Annotated in this window: 23 protein-coding genes; 10 read left to right on the forward strand and 13 right to left on the reverse strand. The window is 71.5% G+C overall.

Going from position 1 to position 23,836, the window contains the following annotated elements:
• Position 1: 1 nt before the first annotated feature.
• Complete coding sequence (locus ACZ5J1_RS11605) at positions 2 to 826, reverse strand: carbon-nitrogen hydrolase family protein (RefSeq protein WP_464558903.1); 825 nt, start codon at positions 824 to 826, stop codon at positions 2 to 4.
• A gap of 101 nt (positions 827 to 927) precedes the next feature.
• Here ACZ5J1_RS11605 and ACZ5J1_RS11610 point away from each other — a divergent pair, with 101 nt between their 5' ends.
• The 5 genes from ACZ5J1_RS11610 (at position 928) to ACZ5J1_RS11630 (ending at position 4,570) form a co-directional block, all read left to right on the forward strand.
• On the forward strand, positions 928 to 2,769 hold the full coding sequence (locus tag ACZ5J1_RS11610) for an FG-GAP repeat domain-containing protein (protein ID WP_464558905.1): 1,842 nt from the start codon (positions 928 to 930) through the stop codon (positions 2,767 to 2,769).
• A gap of 108 nt (positions 2,770 to 2,877) precedes the next feature.
• On the forward strand, positions 2,878 to 3,228 hold the full coding sequence (locus ACZ5J1_RS11615; protein WP_464558907.1) for an ArsR/SmtB family transcription factor: 351 nt from the start codon (positions 2,878 to 2,880) through the stop codon (positions 3,226 to 3,228).
• Positions 3,225 to 3,704 (forward strand): SRPBCC family protein, encoded by a 480-nt coding sequence (locus tag ACZ5J1_RS11620; RefSeq protein WP_464558909.1) that lies wholly within the window; start codon positions 3,225 to 3,227, stop codon positions 3,702 to 3,704. Before ACZ5J1_RS11615 ends, ACZ5J1_RS11620 begins: the two co-directional genes overlap by 4 nt.
• Complete coding sequence (locus ACZ5J1_RS11625; RefSeq protein ID WP_464558911.1) at positions 3,701 to 4,252, forward strand: TIGR03086 family metal-binding protein; 552 nt, start codon at positions 3,701 to 3,703, stop codon at positions 4,250 to 4,252. Before ACZ5J1_RS11620 ends, ACZ5J1_RS11625 begins: the two co-directional genes overlap by 4 nt.
• Before the next feature lie 48 nt (positions 4,253 to 4,300).
• Complete coding sequence (locus ACZ5J1_RS11630; RefSeq protein ID WP_464558913.1) at positions 4,301 to 4,570, forward strand: mycoredoxin; 270 nt, start codon at positions 4,301 to 4,303, stop codon at positions 4,568 to 4,570.
• Between the two features lie 21 nt (positions 4,571 to 4,591).
• Here the strand turns inward: ACZ5J1_RS11630 and nudC are convergent, their stop codons facing one another.
• Complete coding sequence (gene nudC / locus ACZ5J1_RS11635) at positions 4,592 to 5,482, reverse strand: NAD(+) diphosphatase (protein WP_464558915.1); 891 nt, start codon at positions 5,480 to 5,482, stop codon at positions 4,592 to 4,594.
• 52 nt (positions 5,483 to 5,534) lie between these two features.
• On the opposite strand from nudC, the gene ACZ5J1_RS11640 reads away from it, so the two are divergent.
• Positions 5,535 to 6,671: a flavin-containing monooxygenase gene (locus tag ACZ5J1_RS11640; protein WP_464558917.1), complete on the forward strand. Its 1,137-nt coding sequence runs from the start codon at positions 5,535 to 5,537 to the stop codon at positions 6,669 to 6,671.
• Here ACZ5J1_RS11640 and ACZ5J1_RS11645 read toward each other — a convergent pair.
• The 4 genes from ACZ5J1_RS11645 to moeB all read right to left on the reverse strand — a co-directional run bounded on the left by ACZ5J1_RS11645 (position 6,596) and on the right by moeB (position 15,408).
• Positions 6,596 to 9,730 carry an ATP-dependent helicase gene (locus ACZ5J1_RS11645; RefSeq protein WP_464564782.1) on the reverse strand — a complete coding sequence of 1,045 codons (3,135 nt, stop codon included), beginning with the start codon at positions 9,728 to 9,730 and terminating at the stop codon, positions 6,596 to 6,598. The genes ACZ5J1_RS11640 and ACZ5J1_RS11645 overlap by 76 nt on opposite strands.
• Before the next feature lie 44 nt (positions 9,731 to 9,774).
• Positions 9,775 to 12,963, reverse strand: coding sequence for an ATP-dependent helicase (locus ACZ5J1_RS11650; RefSeq protein ID WP_464558919.1), 3,189 nt, complete (start codon positions 12,961 to 12,963; stop codon positions 9,775 to 9,777).
• Between the two features lie 59 nt (positions 12,964 to 13,022).
• Positions 13,023 to 14,045 (reverse strand): PucR family transcriptional regulator, encoded by a 1,023-nt coding sequence (locus ACZ5J1_RS11655; RefSeq protein ID WP_464558921.1) that lies wholly within the window; start codon positions 14,043 to 14,045, stop codon positions 13,023 to 13,025.
• A 115-nt stretch (positions 14,046 to 14,160) separates the two neighbouring features.
• A complete protein-coding gene (gene moeB / locus ACZ5J1_RS11660; RefSeq protein WP_464558923.1) occupies positions 14,161 to 15,408 on the reverse strand; it encodes a molybdopterin-synthase adenylyltransferase MoeB in 1,248 nt (415 codons plus the stop codon).
• 224 nt (positions 15,409 to 15,632) lie between these two features.
• Between moeB and ACZ5J1_RS11665 the strand changes: the two genes are divergently transcribed.
• The gene (locus ACZ5J1_RS11665) at positions 15,633 to 16,211 is read left to right on the forward strand and encodes a TetR/AcrR family transcriptional regulator (protein WP_464564784.1); all 579 of its coding nucleotides are present in this window, start codon (positions 15,633 to 15,635) and stop codon (positions 16,209 to 16,211) included.
• 26 nt (positions 16,212 to 16,237) lie between these two features.
• Positions 16,238 to 16,459 (forward strand): DUF3107 domain-containing protein, encoded by a 222-nt coding sequence (locus tag ACZ5J1_RS11670; RefSeq protein ID WP_464558925.1) that lies wholly within the window; start codon positions 16,238 to 16,240, stop codon positions 16,457 to 16,459.
• Between the two features lie 16 nt (positions 16,460 to 16,475).
• Here the strand turns inward: ACZ5J1_RS11670 and ACZ5J1_RS11675 are convergent, their stop codons facing one another.
• The gene (locus ACZ5J1_RS11675) at positions 16,476 to 17,177 is read right to left on the reverse strand and encodes a ferritin-like fold-containing protein (protein WP_464558927.1); all 702 of its coding nucleotides are present in this window, start codon (positions 17,175 to 17,177) and stop codon (positions 16,476 to 16,478) included.
• 123 nt (positions 17,178 to 17,300) lie between these two features.
• Here ACZ5J1_RS11675 and ACZ5J1_RS11680 point away from each other — a divergent pair, with 123 nt between their 5' ends.
• Positions 17,301 to 18,761: a DEAD/DEAH box helicase gene (locus ACZ5J1_RS11680; RefSeq protein ID WP_464558929.1), complete on the forward strand. Its 1,461-nt coding sequence runs from the start codon at positions 17,301 to 17,303 to the stop codon at positions 18,759 to 18,761.
• Between the two features lie 102 nt (positions 18,762 to 18,863).
• Here the strand turns inward: ACZ5J1_RS11680 and ACZ5J1_RS11685 are convergent, their stop codons facing one another.
• Together ACZ5J1_RS11685 and ACZ5J1_RS11690 are read right to left on the reverse strand one after the other, a co-directional pair.
• Positions 18,864 to 19,037: a DUF5302 domain-containing protein gene (locus tag ACZ5J1_RS11685; RefSeq protein ID WP_464558931.1), complete on the reverse strand. Its 174-nt coding sequence runs from the start codon at positions 19,035 to 19,037 to the stop codon at positions 18,864 to 18,866.
• Between the two features lie 41 nt (positions 19,038 to 19,078).
• The gene (locus ACZ5J1_RS11690) at positions 19,079 to 19,849 is read right to left on the reverse strand and encodes a ParA family protein (protein ID WP_464558933.1); all 771 of its coding nucleotides are present in this window, start codon (positions 19,847 to 19,849) and stop codon (positions 19,079 to 19,081) included.
• A 27-nt stretch (positions 19,850 to 19,876) separates the two neighbouring features.
• Here ACZ5J1_RS11690 and ACZ5J1_RS11695 point away from each other — a divergent pair, with 27 nt between their 5' ends.
• Positions 19,877 to 20,662, forward strand: coding sequence for an SDR family NAD(P)-dependent oxidoreductase (locus ACZ5J1_RS11695; protein WP_464558935.1), 786 nt, complete (start codon positions 19,877 to 19,879; stop codon positions 20,660 to 20,662).
• 6 nt (positions 20,663 to 20,668) lie between these two features.
• Here ACZ5J1_RS11695 and ACZ5J1_RS11700 read toward each other — a convergent pair whose 3' ends face one another.
• Genes ACZ5J1_RS11700 through ACZ5J1_RS11715 form a run of 4 tightly spaced genes read right to left on the reverse strand, consistent with a single transcriptional unit; the run spans position 20,669 to position 23,804 of the window.
• A complete protein-coding gene (locus ACZ5J1_RS11700) occupies positions 20,669 to 21,277 on the reverse strand; it encodes a MarC family protein (RefSeq protein WP_464558937.1) in 609 nt (202 codons plus the stop codon).
• The gene (locus ACZ5J1_RS11705) at positions 21,274 to 22,158 is read right to left on the reverse strand and encodes a PHP domain-containing protein (RefSeq protein ID WP_464558939.1); all 885 of its coding nucleotides are present in this window, start codon (positions 22,156 to 22,158) and stop codon (positions 21,274 to 21,276) included. Before ACZ5J1_RS11705 ends, ACZ5J1_RS11700 begins: the two co-directional genes overlap by 4 nt.
• Before the next feature lie 33 nt (positions 22,159 to 22,191).
• Positions 22,192 to 22,773 carry a histidine phosphatase family protein gene (locus ACZ5J1_RS11710; RefSeq protein ID WP_464558941.1) on the reverse strand — a complete coding sequence of 194 codons (582 nt, stop codon included), beginning with the start codon at positions 22,771 to 22,773 and terminating at the stop codon, positions 22,192 to 22,194.
• Entirely contained in the window at positions 22,770 to 23,804 is a 1,035-nt protein-coding gene (locus ACZ5J1_RS11715; protein WP_464558943.1) for a MaoC family dehydratase, read from the reverse strand. The genes ACZ5J1_RS11710 and ACZ5J1_RS11715 overlap by 4 nt, the downstream gene beginning before the upstream one ends.
• Positions 23,805 to 23,836: the final 32 nt, after the last annotated feature.

Here is a 23,836-nt window from a genome sequence, read left to right on the forward strand (position 1 = left end):
CCTAGACGGCGCCGCCGACAACGCCGATCCGCGGGACCGCGACCTGCTGCCGCGGCCCTTGGTCGGGGCGGCGGTCGGCCCACATCCGCTGGGCGGCGCGGGCCTCGACGACCTGCTCGGAGTCGAGGGTGGCGACCGCCATGCCGACCTCGTCGGCCAGGTGCACGACGGCCCGTCCGAGCGGGTCGAAGATCGCGGTGCCCCCGACGAACCGGTGCGGGCCACCGAGGAGACCGGCGAAGACGACGTACATCCCGTTGTCGAGCGCGCGAGCGGCGTGGTGCAGGTCGCGGCGGTGCTCGCCCCCGGGGAAGTAAGCACCGCTGTTGAGGTAGGCCAACGCGGTGCCGGTCGCGGCCGCGGCCGCGGCGTGCTCGGGGAAGTTGGCGTCGTAGCAGATCGACAGCGCCAGCTCGGCGTCGTCGATCAGGAGCGAGGTGCTGGTCGGGCCGGGGTCGAAGAACTCCTGCTCGGCGGCGTAGAGGTGCTGCTTGTCGTAGACCGCCCGCACCCCGTCGGCGTCGACGACCAGGTCGGTGAGAGTGGCGCGGCCACCCTCACGCACGGCCGCGTTCACGATCGCGGTGGTGCCGGTCTCGGCGACGGCCGAGCGGATCGGGTCGAGCCAGGCGTGGTCGTGCCGGCCGGGCAGATCTCCTGCGAAGAGCGTCTGGTCGTAGCCGGACAGGAAGGTCTCGGCGAAGAGCGCGACCGTGGCGCCCTCGTCGGCGGCCCGTCGGACCCACGCGGCGGCCGTCCGGACGTTCACCTCGATCTCGCCGTGGCGTGGCTCGTCCTGGATCGCGGCGACGTTCAACGTGGTCACCGCTCCATCGTTCCATCCCGGCCGGAGTTGCGATTCGAGTCACAGTGTTGACGAGTTCGAATATCATATATACGACTACGTTCACGCTGAGAGGGAGCTCCATGCACCGACCCCCCGCACCATTCCTGTTCGCCGCGGCTGCGGCGCTGGTCGCGCTGCCTGCGCTGGCCTCGTCCGCCGTCGCAGGGACCCCGGCCGATCCCGAGGAAGCTCCCGTCTTCACACGGATCGACGTCGGCACCGTGACGGGCGCGTCGTTCAGCGCCTCCGGCGAGGTCTTCGACGGCGAGGAGGACATCGTGGTCTCGGGTTACGGCGCTCTGGTGGGAGGTGGCCCTTCCGGCGGAGGGACGCTCGACATCTTCCGCCCCGGCAAGGACCTGCGCACGTGGACGAGGGTCTCGGTCGTGAAGGCGAGCGACGGGATCATCTTCCCCAACCAGGTCACGCTGACCGACATGGACGGCGACGGTGACACCGACCTGCTCCTGCCCTCGGGCTACTTCTTCGACACCGACCCCGGCACCCTGGCGGCCCCCAAGACGCCGAAGCTCCGCGCCGCGATCACCTGGTGGGAGAACAAGGGCGAGACCCCAGCGGGAGCTGCGATCCCGTTCGTGCGCCACGACGTGATCACCGGTCAGCCCGGCAGCTACCACGGCGTCAAGCACGTCGACCTCGACGGCGACGAGATCAAGGACCTCGTCACCACGTCGGAGGAGGCCAAGACGGCTCCCGAGCTGAACGACGACGTGGTCGCTCTCGAGGTGTTCCTCGGCACCGGCGACGACGAGAACGGCAAGCCCCAGTTCGCCGCGCCGATCACGATCGGCGACCAGGGCGGCAGCGTCCCGGTCGTGGCCGACGTCGACGAGGACGGGGACATGGACATCATCTCGTCGCAGTACTTCGGCACCGGATCTGCGGCCGACCACCCGACCGAGGCGTCGTTCCTGTGGTGGGAGCAGACCGGCGACTCCGGAGACACCCCGGGGATCGAGCCGGGCGACTTCACCTTCCACCCGATCGCCACGATCGGCGAGACCGGACCCGGCTTCGCGATCCGCCCCGTCCCGGACTTCCGCGGCGACGGCAAGCTCGCGTGGATCGGCACCAACCACACGGGTCGTTGCACCTTCTCCACCCCGCAGGCCCAGGAGGCGGTCTTCGAGTTCACCCCGGGCGAGGACATCACCGACCCGTGGGACCGCACGACCCTGTCGAACCCGGCGACCCCGGACACCAGCTGCCCGGCTGAGTTCAAGGCCGACCGCAACATGATCTTCCCCGGGGACAGCATCACCTCGCGGGCGGTTCCCGGTCAGGCCGCCCCCGGCGTGTTCAGCTACGGCGACGTGGACGGTGACGGCGACATCGACATCACGGTGGCCGGCGACGGCGACCACCGCCTGTTCTGGATCGAGCAGAAGGGTGACGGCTCCACGCTGCTGCACACCCTGACCGCGCCCGGCGAGAAGTTCGGCCAGTCCGGCGGCGGCATGGTCGCCGACTACGACGGCGACGGCACCGACGAGCTGGTCTTCTCCAGCTTCGACAAGAGCACCGTCGCGCTGTGGACCCAGAACGCTCCCCCGGTCACTCCTCCGGTGACGCCGACGCCGAAGCCCACGACGACCGTGATCAGCGGTTTCAAGGGCGGCAAGGTCACCACCCGGAAGAAGTCCCTGGTCTTCGCCGCCACCGTGAAGCCGGCCGCCGGACGCGCGGCCCAGCTCCAGCGTGAGACCTGCACGGTGAAGACGAAGAAGAAGCCGAAGACCTGCTCGTGGAAGGTCGCCAAGACCCTCACGACCGGGACGACCGGCCAGATCCGGTTCACCACCAAGGTGCCGAAGGGCACGAGCCGCTGGAAGATCACCGTCTCCGCGACGAAGACCAGCACCGCCGCGACCAGCCCGGTGCGCAAGGTCGTCCGCCGCTGACCTGATCGACCCGACGCCCGCGAGCCCGTTGTCAACCCGATGGTTGACAACGGGCTCGCGGCGTTCCATGCTGTTGTCAACCCCACGGTTGAGAACAGGAGCTCGGTGATGACGGATGACCTCTCGAAGGTGTTCGCAGCCCTGGCCGACCCCACCCGGCGCGACATCGTGGCCCGGCTGGCGCAGGGCGACGCGACCGTGGGGCAGATCGCGGCGCCGTACGAGGTGAGCCTGCAGGCGGTCTCGAAGCACCTCCGGGTGCTCGAGTCGGCCGGTCTGGTCACCCGCGGGCGCGCCGCCCAGACCCGGCCCGTCCACCTCGAGGCCGAGGTGTTCGACCTGATGACGGCCTGGATCGACCGGTACCGGGCGACGGCGGAGGCGCGCTACCAGCGTCTCGATGCCGTGCTCGACGAGATGAACGACCGCACCCACCTGCAGGAAGGCACCGCATCATGAGCTCAGCACTGCACCACGCCAGCGTCGCCATCGACGCACCCACCGATGTCCCGGTGATCCAGATGACGCGTGACTTCGCCGGCACCCCGGCGCAGCTCTTCCGCGCCCACACCGACCCCGACGTCTACGTCCGCTGGATCGGCCCCGACGGCTACACCACCGAGATCGACCGCTGGGACGCCCGCACCGGCGGGTCCTGGCGGTTCGTCAACGGCGGGCACGGCTTCTTCGGCTCGTTCCACGACGTCAGCGAGCGTCGGATCGTGCAGACCTTCACCTGGGAGGGGATGCCCGAGGCGGTCTCCCTCGAGACGCTCACCCTGACCGAGGTCGAGCCGGGGCGCACCCGGCTCGAGGTGCGCTCGGTCTTCGAGAGCTTCGAGGCCCGCGACGGCATGCTCGCCAGCGGCATGGAGGGCGGCGTCAACGCTGGTTACGCCAAGCTCGACGACCTGCTCGGTTCGGGTGCGCTGTGAGCCCCGCGGAGCGGCACGCCGAGATCGCCGAACGGTTCGGCGAGCACGTCGGCGCGGTCGACGACTGGGACGCCCCGGCCCCCGTCGCCGGTTGGACCGCGCGTGACGTCGTCGACCACCTGGTCACCTGGCTGCCGGGCCTGCTCGCCGCCGGGGACGTGGCGCTCGGACCGGTGACACCGACCTCCGAGGACCCCCGTGCCGCGTGGACCGAGCACGCTGCCGCGGTCCAGGCGCTCCTGACGGGACCCGACGCCGGCCGCGACTTCACCCACCCGCACCTGGGCACCCGCCCGCTCGACGCGGCGATCGACCAGTTCTACACGACCGACGTCTTCATGCACACCTGGGACCTCGCCGAGGCGGCAGGGCGGTCCTCCGGCCTGCCCGAGGCCGAGGCGGCGGACCTGTTGGCCGGGATGGAACCGATCGAGGAGATGCTGCGCGGTTCGGGCCAGTACGGTCCGGCCGTCGACGTCCCGACGGACGCGCCCGCGGTGGACCGCCTGATGGGGTTCATCGGCCGTGATCCGTCCTGGCGCGGCTGAGGTCCGAAAAAGACCCTCCGGAATGCGGGTGGCCCCTACCGTGTTCACATGAGCGTGAGCGACATCAGCGACCCCGCCTTCGTCATGTACACCACCCCGTGGTGCGGCTACTGCCAGCGCCTCAAGGGGCAGCTCGGACGCGAGGGGATCACCTTCGAGGAGATCGACATCGAGCAGGTCGAGGGTGCCGCAGCGATCGTCGAGCAGGTCAACAACGGCAACCAGACCGTGCCGACCCTGGTCTTCGCCGACGGCAGCGCCCACACCAACCCGAGCCTGATGCAGATCAAGGCCAAGCTCGCCGAGCTCGCTGCCTGACGCGTTGCTCCGTCGCCCGCCTCACCAGGAGGCGGGCAGCGGACGGCCGACCCAGCCCTCGATCAGCGAGTGGCTGATCGACACCCCGCCGGGGAGCAGCAGCGTGCCGTCGGCCGCGCCGGCGATCAGCTCGTCCCGGGTGTACCACCCGGCCTCGGCGAGCTCGCTGGACTCGACCTTCAGGTCGGTCGACGTCGCCACCCCGGTGAAGCCGAGCATCAGCGACGCCGGGAGCGGCCACGGCTGGTTGCCCACGTAGGCGACCGCGCCGACGCTCACGCCGGTCTCCTCGCCCACCTCGCGCCGGACGGCGTCCTCGAGCGTCTCCCCCGGCTCGCAGAAGCCGGCCAGGGTGGAGAAGCGCCCAGCGGGCCACTGCGGGTGCCGCCCCAACAGGCAGCGCTCGTCCGCCGACCCCGGGTCGCCCGAGGTGATCAGCATGATCACCGCCGGGTCGGTGCGCGGGAACTGGAGATGGCCCTCACTGCAGGCGAGCTCGTGGCCGGAGGCCTGGAGCACCAGCGGTCCACCGCAGCGCGGGCAGAACCGCGTCACCGCGACCCATTCGGCGATCCCGATCGCGTGCAGCACCAGCGGTGCCACGCCCGGGTCGGCCGTCGTGAGGTCGCCGAGCAGGCCGCGCAGCGGCTGCCAGTCCTCCCCCGCATGTTTGCGCCCGGCGAGGACCGCGAAGTGGGCCAGGCCGTCGACCTCGCCGAGGAGGACCCTCTCCCCTGCGGGCGCGTCGGCCGGGGCGACCCAGGTGATCGGCGACGCGATCCGCGTCCCACCGACGACCAGGACCCGTGTCGCCGGGTCCTCCCACCGTGCAGCGAGCCACTCCTCGTCGGAGCGCCGCTCCCCCACCCGGTCGTGGGCACTGGCGTGCAGGCGCTGGTGGGGATGGGTCACGCGCCCACCGTAGCGGGTGAATATTCACGGGTCATCCGATGTTGGAACCTGCGTGCAGCTCTTCGACAGCGTGGTCATCGGGGCGGGTCAGGCGGGCCTGTCGGCCAGCTACCACCTGCGTCGCCGCGGCCTGCGTCACCTGGTCGTCGACGCCAACCCCGGCCCGGGTGGTGCCTGGCAGCACCGTTGGGACGCGCTGACGATGCAGGACGTGCACCGGATCGCCGAGCTGCCCGGGGCCGTCGAGCTGCCGACCTCGCCCGAGCGGGCCAACGTCGCGGTGCCGTCGTACTTCTCCGCCTATGAACGAGACCACGACCTGCCGGTGCTCCGGCCGGTCACCGTGGAGCGGGTCGAGTCCGACACTGCGGGCCTGCTCCACGTCCGGGCCGCGGATCAGGAGTGGTTGACCCGCACGATCGTCAACGCGACCGGCACCTGGACCCAACCGCACTGGCCGCACTACCCCGGGCAGGAGACGTTCCGCGGCGAGCAGGTGCACACCCACGACTTCAGCTCGCCCGAGCGCTACCGCGGCCGCAGGGTCCTGGTCGTCGGCGGCGGCGCCTCGGCGGTCCAGTTCCTGGGCCTGCTCGCCCCGATCGCCGACGTGGTCTGGGTGACCCGACGCGAGCCGGTCTGGCGGACCGGTCCGTTCACCGCGGAGATCGGCACCGAGGTCGTCGCCCGGGTCGAGGAGCGGGTGCGTGCCGGACTGCCCCCGACGTCGGTGGTCTCGGTCACCGGCCTGGCGCTGCGCGCCCAGGAGGAGGCGGCCCGTCGCCTCGGCGTCTATGACGCACGGCGTCCGATGTTCGCCCGGATCGAGCCCGACGGGGTGCGCTGGGCCGACGGCGCGTTCGAGCCGGTGGACGTGATCCTGTGGGCCACGGGGTTCCGCCCGGCGCTGCGTCACCTGGCGCCGCTGCACCTGCGCAGCGACTCCGGCGGGATCCAGCTCGACCGCTTCGGCACGACGGCCGTGGCCGACCCGCGGGTGCAGCTCGTCGGCTACGGCCCGTCCGCGTCGACGATCGGCGCGAACCGAGCGGGACGTTTCGCCGCCCGCGGCGTCGCCGCCTGGCTCGACCGGACGCCGGGACAGGCACCGCGTCAGCCGAGCAGCTCCTCCAGCTCGGCGCGGTCGGCCAGCCCCGTCGGCTCCACCAGCCGTCCCGAACGGACGTAGTAGAACGCGGCCCGGACCTGTGCGGGGTCGATCCCGCGCAGCTCGGCCCAGGCGAGCCGGTAGATCGCCAGCTGGAGCGGGTCCGCCCCGGCGTTCCGATTGGTCTTCCAGTCCACGATCAGCCAGCTGCCGTCGGGCTCGGCGTAGACCGCGTCGATCCGGCCGCGCACCACCTGCCCGGCCAGCACGAGGGCGAACGACGCTTCGACGTGAGCGGGTGGCCGGTCGGCGAAGGGTCCGGCCTCGAACGCGGCGATCACCTCGGCCAGGTCCGCCTCGTCACCGATGCCGGCGTCGGCCGCGCCGGGCAGCTCGTCGAGGTCGAACAGGTCCTGCTGGCCGAAGCGTGCCTCGACCCAGGCGTGGAACCGGGTCCCGAAGCGGGCCGCCGACGACGGCTGGCGCGGCATCGGCCGGGCCAGGTCGCGGGCGAACCCCTCGGGGTCGTCGCGCCAACGCGACAGCGCGGTCGCCGAGAGCGAGACCGGCCGTTGCACGACCACCTCCTCGGAGACGTCGGCGCGTGCCTCGCTCAGCAGCCGCTCGATCTCGGTGTCCCACTGCGCGACCTGGGCCGCCTCGATCATGTCGAGGTCGTGGTCGAGCAGGTCGACGTCAGCCGCAGCGACGGCGTCCGCGGCGGCTCGTCGGGCGAGCACCTCGGCGCCGGGGCCCGAGCTCGGCCATGGCGCCGGTCGGGACTGGTCGGCGACCGGGTTCGGGCTGCCGTTGGCCGGTCGGTCGAGCCAGCGCAGCGGCTCCCCGCGACGGCGGAGCCGCTCGGCGACGACCCCGAGGTAGGCCGAGGGCCCGAGCGGGGACTTGGTCTCCTTCCAGAGGTAGCCCGACACCGCGAGTCGGTCCTCGGCGCGGGTGAACGCGACGTAGCCCAGCCGCAGCTCCTCGGTCTGACCGTGGGCGCGGACCGCGGCCCGGTAGGCCTCGATCGCGGTCCGGTCCCAGCCCTCCAGGTGCGGCAGGTCGTGGGCGTCACGGCGCAGGCGGGACGGCAGCTCGGACGGGGTCGAGATCCACAGCGGCCGGCCCCGGTTGCTCGGGAACACCGTCTCGCACACGCCGGCGACGAAGACCTGGCGGTACTCCAACCCCTTGGACCGGTGGACGGTGAGCATCTTGACCGAGTCAGCAGCGCTGGGGGCGACCATCTCCATCCCGCTGCCCTGCTCCTCCTCGGCGGTCAGGTAGGCCAGCAGCGCGGCCATCGAGACGTCCCCGTCGATCGCCTGGAAGTCGGCGACCGCCTTGACGAACAGGTCGAGGTTGTCGCGGCGCGCGGCGGCGGCCGGCGCGACGGCCGAGGACAGCTCGACGTCGACGCCGGTGGTGTCGATCACCCGCCGGACGACGTCGAGCAGCGGTTCCCCGGCGTGGGCGCGCAGCTGCCGCAGCTCACCGGCCAGCAGCCCGAAGCGTTCGCGGGCCTCGGGCGAGTAGTCGGCCTCTCCCGGATCGGCGAGGGCGTCGTCGAGGGCGGCGATCTCGGCCGGGTCGACGCCGTCGGCGATCGCCTCCAACGCGTCCTCGATCGCGACCGGTCCATCAGTCGTCGCTCGGCCCTGCGAGCCACGGGCGAGCTCGTCGGCGCGCTCGGCGAGGAGCTTCAGGTCGCGCGGACCGACCGCCCACCGCGGGCCGGCCAGCAGGGTGAGGACGGCGGCGTTCGCGGTGACGTCGTGCAGCAGGTGCAGCACCGCGACGATCTCGGCGACCTCGGGCAACCGGAGCAGTCCGGAGAGGCCGACGATCTCGACCGGGACGCCTGCGGACGCGAGCACGTCGAAGATCCGGGCCGCCGATCCGTTGTCCCGGGTGAGGACCGCGATGTCGGACCACGCCAGACCGGCCCCCTCGTCATGGGCACGCAGGATCTCCGCGGCGAGCCAGGCGTGCTCCTCGGCCTGGGTCTCCAGCACCGCCACGTCGATCGATCCCTCACCCCGACGCGGGTCGGCGACCAGGGGCAGGACACCGGGCGTGGCGTCGTACAAGGGGGCGGCGAGGTCGTTGGCGACGCCGAGGATCTCGCTGCCCGACCGCCGGTTGACAGTGAGGTTGAACCGGAGCGCGGCACCGCCCGCAGCCGGAGGGAAGTGCTCGTCGAAACCGAGGATGTTCGACACCGAGGCACCCCGCCAGCCGTAGATCGCCTGGTTGGGGTCACCCACGGCCATCACCGCGTGGCCGGCGCCGAAGAGCCGCGAGAGCATGATCGCCTGAGCGGTCGAGGTGTCCTGGTACTCGTCGAGCAGGACCACCCTGAACTTCGCTCGTTCACTCGCCCCGACGTCGGGCTGCTCATCGGCCAGCCGGGCAGCGAGGGCGATCTGGTCGCTGAAGTCCATCAGGCCGAGCTCGCCCTTGAGCCGCCGGTAGGTCTCGACCAGGTCGAGCAGCTCACCCCGGCGGGTGATCGCCGAGATCGCGGTCGCGCACGCCTCGACGTAGGTCTTGCGACCCTTGCCGGCGAGCTCGGCCTGGCGGGCGCGCTCGAACCCCTCGGCGGCCTCGGCGTCGTAGGCACGGACCTCGACGGGGGTGCGCAGGTGCTCGCTGAGCTGGCTGTCGAGGGCGAGCAGGTTCTGGATCACGGTCGGCGGGTGGTCGCTGAGCACCTCGACCTGGCCGGGGTGCCGGTCGATGGCACGGGCCCCGAGCTGGTAGCGGGCCGCATCGGTGACGACCCGGGTGTCGGGCTCGTGCCCGATCCGCAGTCCGTGCTCGCTCAGCAGGGTCGCGGCATAGGCGTTGTACGTCGCCACGGTCGGCTCGAGGATCTCCCCGTCGCCGTCCTCCTCCAACGCACCCGCGGCCAGCAGGGCGGCACGGATCTTGGCCCGTAGCTGGGCGGTCGCCTTGGTGGTGAAGGTGAGGCCGAGGATCTCCTCGGGCCGGACCTGCCCGGTGAGCACGAGGTAGACCACGCGGGCGGCCATCAGGGTGGTCTTGCCCGACCCTGCACCGGCGATGACGACAGCCGGCTCCAGGGGCGCGGTGATCGCGGCCCACTGCTCGTCGGAGGCCGGGTGGTCCTCCTGCATCACCCGCTGCAGGTCGGCAGGGGTCTCGATCCGGATCGACGTGCTCACACCGTCACCGCCGCAGCGCCACGGGCCGGGCAGAGGCTCTCGAAGGCGCACCGCTCGCAGTGCGCCCCGAGGATCGCCGGCATCTCCTCGGCACGCAGCCGGGCAGCGGCCGTTGCGAGCTCGGCGGTGAGCACGGTGCGCTCGGGCGAGACGTCGGTGTGCACCGCCTGCGGTTGCACCTTCACCGGGTTGCCCAGCTCCTTGTCGCCCAGCTGGACCAGCTCGCCGCCCCCGCTGGTCGCGCCGGGCGCGAGCTCGCCGACGGCGCCGTGGTCGATGGCCAGCTGGTAGAGCGCGAGCTGGGTGTTGCGCTCCACCGCGGGCCCGCTGGGCAGGCTGCGCCCGGTCTTGAAGTCGACCACGACGACCCGGCCCTGGGTGTCGATCTCGAGCCGGTCGGCGCGGCCACGCAGGCGCAGCACCTCACCGCCCTCGAGGGTCACGGTCGTCGCGAAGGCGACCTCCGTGCCCAGCGACGTCCGCGGGTTGCGCTGGTGCCACTCGAGGAAGCGTTCCAGCGCGCGCTCGATCCGTGCCCGCTCCCGGGCCTCGGACCAGCTGGTCCGGAACGTGAGCCGACCCCAGACCAGGTCGACGTGGCTCATCAGGACCGCGAGGTCCGGCGCCAGGGCACCGTTGGCGACGCGTTCGGCGAGCTCGTGCACGATCGACCCGACGTTGGCGGCCTGGTGGCTCGCCGCGGCACCGCCCGCCTCCCGTTCCAGGAACCAGTGCAACGGACACTCGATCATGCCCTCCAGGACGGTGGCCGAGATCGGCAACGGCTCGTCGGCCGGACGCAGCGGCCGTGCGGCACGGGAGAGCCCCCGCAGTCCCCACCAGGTCGCGGGGTCGGCGGCGGGCACCAGCGGGCGCTCCCCGCGACGTTCGTCGGCCAGGCGGGCCAGCCGGCGGGCGGCCGCGTCGCGCAGCGGCGGTGAGCTGGTCGGGTCGGCGAGGGTGCGACGCAGCTCGGCGACCAAGCCGCCGAGGGAGAGCGGACGCCGTGGGCGCCCGACGATCCGGTCGACGGGCACCCCGAGCTCGGCGAGGAACCGGCTCGGCTGCTCGCCGTCGTCGGCGTCGGAGGCGACCGCGGTGACGATCAGCCGCTCCCGGGCCCGGGTGGCGGCGACGTAGAAGAGCCGTCGCTCCTCGGCGAGCATCTCCCGGACCCCGAGCGGCGGGACGAGCTCCCCCGCACCGATCCGGTCGGGTCGCAGCAACGTGGAGCGCCGACGCAGGTCGGGCCACGCCTCGGCCTGGACGTGCGCCACGACGACGAGCCGCCACTCCAGACCCTTGGAGCGGTGCGCCGTCAGCAGGCGTACGGCGGCGCCGCGGGCGCCCCGCTCGGCGAGCGTGTCGGCGGGGATCTGCTGGGCTCCCACGGTCTCGAGGAAGACCCGGGCGTCGGCATGGTGACGGGCGGCCTGCAACCGGGCCGCCGACTCGAAGAGCGCCACGATCGCGTCCAGGTCGCGGTGCGCCCGGCGGGCGCTGGCACCGCCGGCCTCGACGCCGCGACGGAGCCGCTCGGGCCAGCTGGTGCCGTCCCACAGCTCCCAGAGCAGGTCCTCGGGGCTGGCGCCGTCCTCGGCGAGCTGGCGGACCCGATGGATCAGCGTGACCAGGGCTCGGGCCCGCGGGGCCTCCACCCCGTCCAGGAAGGACGGGTCGACCAGTGCTTCGCGGAGCAGCTCGGGTGAGCTGCGTACCCGTCGGTCCTGGTGAGCGGCCGCCTCCTTCTCCCGCAGCCGCAGCATCCGGGCGAGGTGGCGGACCTCGGGGGCGGTCAGCCCACCCAACGCGCCGGTGAGCAGGGCGGTGACCTGGGTGGCGTCGAGGTAGCCGGCCAGGAGCGGGTCGGTCAGGTCGAGGTCGAGCGCGGCCCGCAGTGCACTCAGCAGCGGTTCGACCGCCGGGTCGCGGACCAGCGGCAGCTCGTCTCCCGCCACCTCGACCGGGACCCCGAGGGCACCGAGGGCACGGCGCAGCGGCGGGATCGAGCTGCGACCGGAGCGGACCAGCACCGCCATCTCGTCCCAGCCGATGCCGTCCTCGAGGTGGGCCCGCCGCAGCAGGTCGGCCAGGTGCTCGGCCTCGGCCCGTTCGGTGTCGAAGGTGAGCACCTCGACCCGACCACCTGCCGCCGACGCGACCGGGGCCAGGAAGGCTTCCCGGGCGGCGGCGTCGATGGTGCCGGGCAGGCCGATCCGGCCGGCCACGCGTTGGGCGGCCACCAGCATCCGGTCCCCGAAGCGGCGGGTCGTCCGGAGCGCGACCACGGGGGCGGGGCTGCCGTCGACGGTCGGGAAGGTGGTCGGGAACTCGAGGATCCCGCGCACCTCGGCTCCCCGGAAGCCGTAGATGGACTGGTGCGGATCACCGACGGCGATCAGGGTGCGCCCGTCCCCGGCGAGCGCCTGGAGCAGGGCGAGCTGGCCGGGGTCGGTGTCCTGGAACTCGTCGACGACGACGTGCGCGAACCGCTCCCGCAGCTCGGCGCGGTGCACCTCGGCCTCGAGCACGGCACGACGGATCAGGTCCGGGTAGTCGAGCGCCCCCTGGGCGTCGAGGTTGGTCAGGTACTCCTCGAGGAAAAGTCCGGCGGCGACGAACTCGGGCACGCCCTCGGCGCGCCCAAGCCGGGCCAGGTCGACACCCTCGAGCCCCTTCTCGCGGGCGCGCGCCAGCACCGCCTGGACCTCGCGAGCGAACCCACGGGTCTGCATCGCCCGGTTCATCGACTCCGGCCACCGGCCCGCGGGCGTGCCGGCCAGCAGGTCACGCAGCACGACGTCGGCCTCCGGCGCGCTCAGCAGCCGCAACGGGCCCTCGTAGAGGTCGGCCGGCGCGAACTCGCGCACCAACCCGTAGGCGAAGGAGTGGAACGTCATGCACGGGTTGGCGGTGAGGGTCCGACCGAGCCGAGCGGTGATCCGGTCACGCAGCTGTTCGGCGGCCTTGCGCGAGAACGTCAGGGCGAGCACCGACTCGGGGGCGGCGCCGCGCACCGCGATCCGGTCGACGATCGCCTCGACCAGGGTGGTGGTCTTCCCGGTCCCCGGGCCGGCCAGGACGAGGAGCGGCCCGTCGCCGTGGTCGACGACGCGCTGCTGGTGCTCGTCCAGCTGGGGCACGGTCGGCGGCGTGGTGCTCGGTCCCAGGCGATAGCTCGTCATCTCGTGGCTCACTCAAGCACATCGCACCGACACGATCCTGCCTGGTTCGGCGGGACGGTTCAGTGCGTGCGTTCGACCACCATCAGCGCCACGGCGAGATCGACCCTCCGGGCCGGGTCGTCGGCGATCGGACCGAACCAGCCCTCGAACATCGCGACCCGGTAGCGGACCGTGGTGAAGTGCAGGAACTGCCGGCGGGCGGTCTCGGCGATGTTGAAGTCGGTCTCCAGCAGCAGGTCGAGGGTGCGGCGCAGCCCGGCGGCCTCCGTGGTGTCGGCGGCCAGCGGGCCCAGCATGTCGGTGGCGAAGTCGGCGGCATCCGCATCGGGGACCCGGGCGAGCAGCCGCTCGAGCCCGATCCGGTGGAAGTACGTCGCCCGGCCGTCGCCGCGCCAGCGGTCGAGGTCGAGGGCACGATCGGCCTCCTCGACCGCGCGCGGGATGTCGGCGATGCCCGCGCTCACCCGGCTGACACCGACGGCGAAGGGCCGGGCGCCGGCCATCTCCTGCGCGATCCGAACGCCGATCTGGTCGATCGCCGGGACCACCAGGACGGGCGCGATGATCCGCAGGCCCGAGGGCACCTCCACCAGGCAGGCGGGCGCCTCGGGCGTGGTGAGCTCACCGAGCGCACGGGACCAGTGCTCGACCAGCCGGTCCCAGGCCGCGTCGGCCCGGGTGGGCCGGCCGTCGGGGTCGGCACCGAGGGCGATCACGACCAGGGGCTGGTCCTCGGACCAGCCGAGCATCTCCGCGTCGCCGGCACCGGCCAGGAGCGGCGTCCAGGCGCCCTGCCAGTGCCGGGTCCGATCGGTGCGCTGGATCCTGCGCTGCTCCAGCACGGCGCTCACCGACGCGGCGGTCGCCGCCAGCTCGGCACGGCTGAGCAGCGACGCCTCTCCGACGGCGACGATCCAGCCACCGTCGACCTGGTGGACCGTGACCGGGTATCCGGCGGGGTCGGCGGTGAAACGTTCGACCCGGATCCGGCCGACCGGGTCGACCAGGTCCCACTCCTCCAGCAGCACCCGGGCGTCGAGGTCCCACCGCGAGCCGAGCAGGTGACCCTCGGGGGTGGTCACCGCGCACCCCGGCAACAACGCTGACTCCAGCAACAACGAACGGACCTCCCCCGCGATGGCGTGCCGCGACGCTAGCCGCGACCCGCCCGTGCGGGAAAGGTCCGTTCGGTTGAACTCAGTAGGACGGCTGAGACGGGTCGATCTGGTTCACCCAGGCGACCACGCCGCCGCCGACGTGGACGGCGTCGCCGTACCCCGCGCCCTTGGCGATCGCGAGGCACTCGGCCGAGCGGACGCCGGACTTGCAGTGCAGGACGAGCTGCTTCTGGCCGTCGGCGGTGAGCTCGGCCAGCGTCGCCAGGGCGTCGCCGGTGAGGAACTCACCCTTGGGCACCAGCACCGCGCCGGGGATCTGGTTGATCTCGTACTCGTTGGGCTCACGCACGTCGACCAGGACGAAGTCCCGGGTGCCCTCGGAACGCTCCTTGAGCCAGTGCTCCAGGGTGCCGACCGCGATCGTCGAACCGACGGCAGCGTCGGCGGCCTCCTCGGAGACCGCACCGCAGAAGACCTCGTAGTCGATCAGCGAGTCGACCGTGGCGTGCTCGCCGCAGAGCGCGCAGTTGGGGTCCTTGCGCAGGCGGACCTTGCGGTACTCCATCTCGAGCGCGTCGTAGATCATCAGCGAACCCACGAGCGGGTCGCCGATGCCCGTGAGGAGCTTGATCCCCTCGGTCACCTGGATGGAGCCGATGCTGGCGCACAGCACACCGAGGACACCGCCCTCGGCGCAGGACGGCACCATCCCCGGCGGCGGCGGCTCGGGGTAGAGGCAGCGGTAGCACGGCGCGTCGGCCGCGGCGGCGGCCAGCTCCGGGTTCTTGGAGTTGCGCAGGCCGGCGGCGAAGACCGAGGCCTGACCGTCGAAGCGGTAGATCGAGCCCCACACGTAGGGGATCCCGAGGAAGTAGGCCGCGTCGTTGACCATGTACCGGGTGGCGAAGTTGTCCGTCCCGTCGATGATCAGGTCGTAGCCCTCGAAGATCCGGAAGACGTTGTCGTTGTCGAGGCGCTCGGGGTGGAGCACGACGTTGACGTACGGGTTGACCTCCGCGACGGCCTGGGCCGCCGAGTCCGCCTTCGGCTGCCCGATCGTGGACTGCTTGTGGATGATCTGGCGCTGCAGATTCGACTCGTCGACCTCGTCGAACTCGACGATGCCGAGGGTCCCGACACCGGCGGCGGCCAGGTACAGCAGCGCAGGCGAGCCGAGGCCGCCGGCGCCGATGACCAGCACCTTGGCGTTCTTCAGGCGCTTCTGCCCCGTCATGCCGACGTCGGGGATGATCAGGTGGCGGCTGTAGCGACGCACCTCATCGATGGTGAGCTCGCTGGCGGGCTCGACGAGCGGCGGCACGGTCACGGCGCACTCCTCCGTTAGATCTGTGGGTTCCGGCGGCGCCGGTCCTCGCAGCAGGAGGAACGCGACACCGTCCACCATTGTTCCCCGAGCGGTTCAGTGCCCGACACGGTGTCCCGTCATCCGGACGCGCGGCCTACCGAGCGGTAGCCTTGACCGACCATGACGGGAAGCAGGAGCACGTGAGTACCGAGTACGACCTTGAGACCCGTCCGCGCAGCGGGCGGATGCCTCGCCGGGAACGGCGCGCGCAGCTGCTGGAGTCCGCGCTCGAGGTCTTCGTCGCCCAGGGCTTCCACGCCGCCGCGATGGACGACATCGCCGAGCGTGCCGGCGTCTCCAAGCCGGTGCTCTACCAGCACTTCCCCGGCAAGCTCGACCTCTACCTGGCGCTGCTGGAGCAGTCCTGCGACAACGTGATCGAGCACGTCCGCGACGCGTTGGCGATCACCACCGACAACAAGCGCCGGGTCGAGGCGACGATCAGCGCGTTCTTCTCCTACGTCGCCAACGAGTCCGGCGCGTTCCGGCTGGTCTTCGAGTCCGACCTGCCCAACGAGCCCGCCGTGCGCGACCAGATCGACCGGGTGACCAACGAGTGCGCCGAGGCGATCGCCGACGTCATCGCCGACGACACCGGCCTGCCCCGGGCCGCCTCCCTCCTGCTCGCGGTCTCGCTGGTAGGAATGGCGCAGCAGTCTTCGCGGTTCTGGCTGGAGTCCAACAGTGGCCTCGGACGTGAGCAGGCTGCTGCACTGGTGTCGGGCCTGGCCTGGCGCGGCATCGGTGGATATCCCAAGTCGTGACCCTGAGCACCAACGAAGGAGTGACCGTGGAGGTCAAGATCGGCGTTCAGTACGCCGTCCGTGAACTGATCGTCGAAAGCGACGAGACCCCCGAGGCGATCGAGAGCGCGTTCACCGCGGCTCTCGCCGCCGACAGCGTGCTCAGCCTGACCGACACGAAGGGCAAGAAGACCTTCGTGCCGGCGGCCAAGATCACCTACATCGAGCTGGGCAGCACGACCGCGAACGTGGTCGGCTTCCGCAGCTGAGTTCCGTGTCGAGCCTCTAGTGCTCGAGCCCGAGGGTGGCCATCCGTTCGATGTGACGGGCGGTCACCCTCGTGAACATTTCGGAGATCCCCGCCAGGTCGAGACCGGCGACGCTGGCGTTGCCGGCCAGGATCTCGGTCAGCGAGTCGCGCGACGCGGCGACGTGCTGGGTCTGGGTCAGCGCCTCCCCCATCAGCCGGCGTCCCCACAGCGCGAGGCGTCCACCGAGCTTCGGGTCGGCCTCGATCGCCTCACCGATCCGCTCGACGGCGAAGTCGGTCTCGCCCTCGTCGCTGAGCGTGGACTGGATCAGGCCGGCCGTGGCCGCGTCGAGGTAGGCGCTGATCTCGCGGTAGAAGTCGGCCACGATGCCGTCGCCGACGTACGCCTTGACCAGGGCCTCCCACCAGTCGTGCGGCGCGGTGAAGCTGTGGAACGAGTCGATCGCCTCGGCGAACGGCGTCATCGCGGCGTACGGGTCCTCGGTGAGCTCGGCCAGGCGCGCGCGCACCGGCTCGACCTTGGCGTACTGCCGGTTGGCCATCCCCAGGAGGGCGACCTTGTCGGCCAGGCTGGGAGCCATCGCGGCGTCGGCGGTCAGCCGCTCGAACGCTGAGACCTCGCCGTAGCCGATCGCACCGAGGAGGTCGATGACCGCCGCGGTGTAGACCGGGTCGTTGAACGGGTCGGCGGGGGGAGTTTGTGTCGATGCCACCACGGTCTCACCCTACCGATAGACTCCGCCCTGTATGTGCGCGGCAGACGCGCGATCCCCGGCCGACCGGCTGGCGGGACGAAGAGTCGGCCGCTTGTTCTCAACACGAAAGCTGCCAACTTCACTATGCCTACTTTCCGCGACCTGGGCGTCATGCCCGAGATCTGCGACGCCCTCGACTCCAAGGGCATCATCGAGCCCTTCGCCATCCAGGAGATGACCCTCTCGGTCGCCCTCGACGGCACCGACCTGATCGGCCAGGCCCGCACGGGCACCGGCAAGACCCTCGCCTTCGGCATCCCCGCCGTCCAGCGGATCGGCACCCAGGCCAACGGCAAGCCGCAGGCCCTCATCGTGGCGCCGACCCGCGAGCTCGCGCTCCAGGTCTTCGGCGACGTCGAGCTGATCTCCTCCAACCTCGGCCTGCGCGTGATGGCCATCTACGGCGGCGTCGGCTTCGAGCCCCAGATCGAGGCCCTGGAGACCGGCGTCGAGATCGTCGTCGGTACGCCCGGCCGGATCATCGACATGGTCAACCGTGGCCACCTCGACCTCTCCCAGATCAAGACGCTCGTCCTCGACGAGGCCGACGAGATGCTCGACCTGGGCTTCCTGCCCGACGTGGAGAAGATCCTCTCCAAGACGCCGAAGACGCGTCAGACCATGCTGTTCAGCGCGACCATGCCGTCGGCGATCATCTCGCTGGCGCGCACGCACCTGGTGAGCCCGATGAACATCCGGGCCGAGGCGTCGTACGAGAACGCCACCCACAAGACCACGACGCAGTACGTCTACCAGGCCCACGACCTGGACAAGCCCGAGATGATCGGCCGCCTGCTGCAGGGCTCCCCCGAGGGTGGCGTCGACAAGGTCGTCGTCTTCGCCCGGACCAAGCGTCAGGCCCAGCGCGTCGCCGACGACCTGGTCGAGCGCGGCTTCAACGCCGGCTCGCTGCACGGCGACATGGCCCAGGTCGCCCGCGAGAAGGCCATGCAGCGCTTCCGTGACGGCAAGATCCAGATCCTGGTCTGCACCGACGTCGCCGCCCGCGGTATCGACGTCACCGGCGTCTCGCACGTGATCAACTACACGACCCCGGACGAGGAGAAGACCTACGTCCACCGGATCGGTCGCACCGGTCGCGCCGGCGCCACCGGCATCGCGGTCACGTTCGTCGACTGGGCCGACATCCACAAGTGGAAGATGATCAACAAGGCGCTGGAGCTGGACTTCGACGACCCGGTCGAGACCTACTCCTCGTCGGAGAACTTCCTCACCGACCACGCCATCGTCAAGGGCACCAAGGGCCGGATCAAGGCTGCTGCCCCCGCCGAGCGCAAGGAGCGCCCCAGCGCCCGCGAGGCGGGCTCGGGCGACCGGGCCCCGCGTCAGCGCACCGAGCGCAACCGGACCCGTTCGCGCGGTGGCCAGTCGGTCGCCGCCGAGGCCGGCGCGGAGAAGGTTGCCGTCGAGGCAGCCCCCGCCGCCGAGGGTGGTGCCGAGAAGCCGGCGGGTCCCTCGCGCAACCGTCGTCGTCGCCGGCGTCCCTCGGGCAGCGGCAACGCTGCTGCGCCCGCCGCCGAGTAGCCGCCACTTTCACACATTTGTTCAACGACACCCCGCTGGCCCTTCGAGGCCGCGGGGTGTCGTCGTACAAATGTGTGAATTTCGCGGGCGAGCCGGTTCGGCTCAGCCGGACTTGCGGCGGTGGACGCGCTTGCCTCCGGCGGCCCCGTGCTCCTCGGCATGACCCCGGTCGTGGGACTCGTGGGTGACGCCGGGATCGGCTGACTGCTTGCGGTCGAGGGCCTCGCGCATCTTCGCCTTGAGGTCGTCGTTGGCGCCCTTCGAGGTTTCACTCATGCCAGCCACCATAGGCAGATGGCCCCGGCGAAGTCGACGGGTTACTTCCCCCGGGCGATCAGATTCGCGGCAACGTCGCGGTAGGCCTTCGCGCCCTTGCTCGAGCGTGAGGTGGCGAGGATCGAACGACCCGCGGCCGGCGCTTCGGCGAACTTGATCGTCTTGGGAATGGGCGGCTCGATGACGGCGAGGTCGTAGGTCTCGCTGATCGTCTCCAGGACCGTGCGGGCGTGGGTGGTGCGTCCGTCGAACAGCGTCGGCAGCACGCCCCAGACCTCGAGGTCCTTGTTGGTGAACCGGCGCACGTCGTGCACCGTGTCGAGCAGCTGGCCCACCCCGCGGTGCGACAACGTCTCGCACTGCAGCGGGATGAGGACGCCGTCGGCGGCGGTCAACGCGGCCACCGTCAGCACGCCGAGCGAGGGCGGGCAGTCCAGCAGGATCCAGTCGTAGGCCTCCCCCGCTCCTGCGAGGTCCTCGATCACGCCGCGGACCACGTGCTCCCGACCGGTCCGGGTGAGCAGGTCGGCCTCGGCGCGGGCGAGCTCGATCGTGGCCGGCATCAGGTCGACGCCGTCCTCGGTCTCCAGGATCACCTCGCCGGGCGCCATGCCCTTGGTCAGGACCTGGTGCACCGACACCTCGAGATCCTCCGGATCGATGCCGAGGGAGAACGTCAGGCAGGCCTGGGGGTCGAGGTCGACCAGCAGGACCCGCTGGCCGAGCTCGGCGAGTGCTGCGCCGATCGAGGCGACCGACGTCGTCTTGGCGACGCCGCCCTTCTGGTTGGCGACTGCGAGGGTGATCGTCATGGCGCGGCCCACTCTAAGGTGTCCCTCATGCCCACCGCACTCATTACCGGCGCCACCGCCGGCATCGGCCTCTCCTTCGCCCGGCAGCTCGCCGCGCGGGGCCACGACCTCGTCCTGGTCGCTCGCGACGCCGCCCGGCTCGAGGAGACCGCGGAGCAGCTGCGGACGTCGTACGACGTCGAGGTGGAGGTCCTCGCTGCCGATCTGAGCGACCGGACCCAGCTGGCGCGGGTCGAGGCCCGGGTCGCGGTCCCCGGCGGTGGGACCGAGACGCCGATCGACCTGCTGGTCAACAACGCCGGCTTCGGGCTCAAGGGTCGTTTCCTCACCAACACCGCCGACCAGGAGACCGAGATGCTCGAGGTCCTGGTGGTGGCGGTGCTGCGGCTCTCCCACGCCGCCCTCGGCGCGATGGCGGGACGTCCGGCCGTCGACGGGCTGAAGCCCGGGATCATCAACGTCTCCAGCGTGGCGGGGTTCCTGCCGCGCGGCAGCTACAGCGCGTCGAAGGCGTGGGTGAACTCGTTCAGCGAGTGGGCCAGCGTCGAGTACGAACCCGACGGCGTGCACGTGATGGCGCTGTGCCCGGGCTTCACAAAGACCGAGTTCCACGAGCGGATGGGCGTGGCCCGCGACTCCGCGCCGTCGTTCATGTGGCTCGACGTGGACGACCTGGTCGCCACCGCGATCGCGGACTTCGAGAAGGGCCGCGTCTTCTCGATCCCGTCGTGGCGCTACAAGACGGTCGTGAGCGTCACGAAGTTCATGCCGAAGCCGGTCCTCCAGCGCTTCCAGTCCCTGGGCCGGAAGTAGGAGCCGCTACGCGGCCTTGATGAACGCCTCGACGGCGTTGGCGACCATCTGGACCGCGATCGCGGCGAGCAGGAGGCCCGCGATCCGGGTGACGAGCAGGATGCCGCTCTCCCCCAGCAGGCGCTGGAGCGGCAGCGAGAACCGCATCATCAGCCAGAGCGTGACGTGCACCCCGATGATGCCCAGGGCGATCGCGACGGCGTCGCCGACCCCGTCGACCTGGTGGACGAAGAGCATCGTGGCCACGATCGCACCGGGGCCGGCCATCAGCGGCGTCCCGAGCGGCACGAGCGCGACGTTCTTGTTCTTCGAGTGCGCGGGGCTGCCGTCCTCGTCCTCCCCGGTCAGCAGCTGGAGCGCGACGAGGAGCAGCAGCAGGCCGCCCGAGGCCTGCATCGCGGGCAGCGTGATGCCGAGGTAGTTGAGGATCCCCTGCCCGAAGAGTGCGAAGACGACGATCACGCAGAACGCGACGGTGACCGCCTGCCAGGCGGCCTTGCGCACCATCTGCGGGGTCCGCCCGGCGGTCAGGGACAAGAAGATCGGGATGGTCCCGACCGGGTCCATGATCACGAAGAGCGTCACGAAGACCTCGACCATCAGGGTCACGTTCATCGCGGCATCCTCACCTCAGGAGTACGACGGCCACTGGCCGTGGCCGCGAGCGCGGCGCGGTCGAGCAGATCGGCGAACTGGTCCGGGGCGGTGGTGTTCACGCCGAGGTCGTGCCCCTTCTTCCCGCTCCCGTGGTAGTCGCTCGAGCCGGTGATCACCAGGCCGAGGTTGGTGGCGATGGCGCGCAGGTCAGCCCGCATCGCCGCGTCGTGGTCCTGGTGGTCGACCTCGATCCCGTGCAGGCCGAGATCGGCCAGGGCGGCGAAGCCCGCCTCGTCCATCCGGTAGTCGGGCCGGGTGCGCCCCCACGGATGGGCGAGCACGCTGACCCCGCCGGCGCCGCCGATCAGCCCGATCATCGTCACCAGGTCCGAGGCGTACCGGTGCACGTGCCCGGGGCGACCCCACCCGAGGAACCGGTCGAAGGCCTCCTCGCGATCGGCGACGGCACCGCGTCGGACCAGGGCGTCGGCCACGTGCGGACGCCCCGTGGAGACGGCGTCGCTGGACTCGGCCAGGACGTCGTCGAAGGTGATCTCGACGCCGACCCCGTTGAGCTGCTCGACGATCCGCGCGAGCCGGTCCTCCCGCCCGGCGAGGATGTGGCCGATCTCGGCGTCGAGCGGCTCGAAGGTCGGGTCGAAGAGGTAGCCGAGCAGGTGCACCCCGTGGCCGCGGTGCCGGGTGGAGAGCTCCATCCCCGGCACCAGGGTGATGCCTCGGTCGGCGGCGGCCCGGAACGCCTCGTCCCAGCCGACCGCGGTGTCGTGGTCGGTGAGGGCGACCACGTCGAGGCCGGCCCGCTCGGCGGCGGCGACCAGCTCGGTCGGCGTGTCGGTGCCATCGCTCACCCGCGAGTGGGTGTGGAGGTCGATGCGCACCGACCCAGCGTAGATCCTGGGCCGGATCGGAGGCTAAACGTTCCAGCGGGTCACGACGGGGTGGTCACGGTCCCACCCGAGCACCGAGATCGTGGCCGTGTCGAGCCGGAAGATCCGGCCCTCCGCCGCGCTGCGACCGACCCACCGGGCGGCGAGGGCGCGCAGGCTGTGGCCGTGGGCGAACACGAGCGTCCGTCCGGGAGTGGCGCGGGCTCGGGCGACGACCCGGTCGAGCCGGATCCCGATCTCCTCGGCCGTCTCCCCGTCCGGCGTCGGACCGTCCCAGGTCGACCACCCGGGGACGGTGCGCTGGATCTCCGCGGTGGTGATCCCTTCGTAGATGCCGTAGTCCCACTCGGCCAGGTCGGGCTCGATCTCGGCGTCGGGGAAACCGGCCAGCTCGGCGGTGTGCCGGGCCCGCTGACGCGGCGAGGTCAGGACGAGAGCGAACTCGGTGTCCGCCAACCGCGGCCCGAGCGCTCGGGCCTGCTCCTCCCCGACGGGCTCCAGCGGCAGCTCGGTGCGGCTGGTGTGCTGCCCCGACAGCGACCAGGCGGTCGCGCCGTGGCGGACGATCCACAGCTCGGACGACAGGGCGGCGGGCGCGGCACTCATCGCGGGATCAGGGCCCACAGGTCGAGGTCGAGCAGGACGCCGTCGACGTACTTGCCGTCGTCACCGCGCAGCGTCATGGACTCGTCCCGTCCGCGGGTGGCGACGAGGCGCAGCCGGATCGCGCCGACTCCCGGTGCGGCGGTCTCGGCCACGTCGAGCACCTCCGACCAGGCGTAGACGGTGTCACCGGCGAAGGCGGGGGCGACGTGGGAGCCGGCGTTGATCGCGGCGACCAGCTGGGCGTTGGCGAGTCCGTTGAAGGAGAGCGCCCGTGCCAGGGAGATGATGTGGCCGCCGTACACCAGCCGCTGGCCGTCGGGCCGGGCCTCGGTGTTGAAGTGCACCTTGGCGGTGTTCTGCCACAACCGGGTGGCCATCATGTGCTCGGCGTCGCTGAGCGTGACGCCGTCGACGTGGTCGATCTTCTCCCCGACCGTGTAGTCGCCGAGACGGTGCGGCTCGCCGGCAGCGGCGAAGTCGTAGAGGGTGAAGTTGATCCCGGTGGGCAGGACCAGGTCCGTCGCGGGGACGACGGGAGCGAGCGTGGGCAGCACGGTCTCGGGCGCGGGCGAGGCCGCGTCCCGCTTGTGCACCATCACCCACCGGGCCCACTCCAGGGCGATCTGGCCGCGCTGGTTGGTCGCGGTGGAGCGGACGTAGACCACGCCGCTCCTGCCGTTGGAGTTCTCCTTGAGGCCGATCACCTCGCTCGTCGTCGAGAGCGTGTCCCCGGTGAGGACGGGCTGGTGGAAGCGGCACTCGGCGTAGCCCAGGTTGGCGACCGCGTTCAGTGAGATGTCGGGGACGGTCTTGCCGAACGCGATGTGGAACGCGATCAGGTCCTCCACCGGGTGGGCCGCGAGCCCGACCGAGGTGGCGAACTCGGCCGAGCTCGGGAGGGCGAAGCGGGTCGGGTAGATCGCGCCGTAGAGCGCTCGGTCACCCTCAGTGACCGTGCGCGGGGTGGCGTGGTCGAGGATCTGGCCGATCGCGAAGTCCTCGAAGAAGTGGCCGGGGTTGGTCTTGCTCACTGGGGTCCCTTCGGATGTGTGCTCGTCAGCAA

The sequence above is a fragment of the Nocardioides sp. JCM 18999 genome (assembly GCF_055391175.1).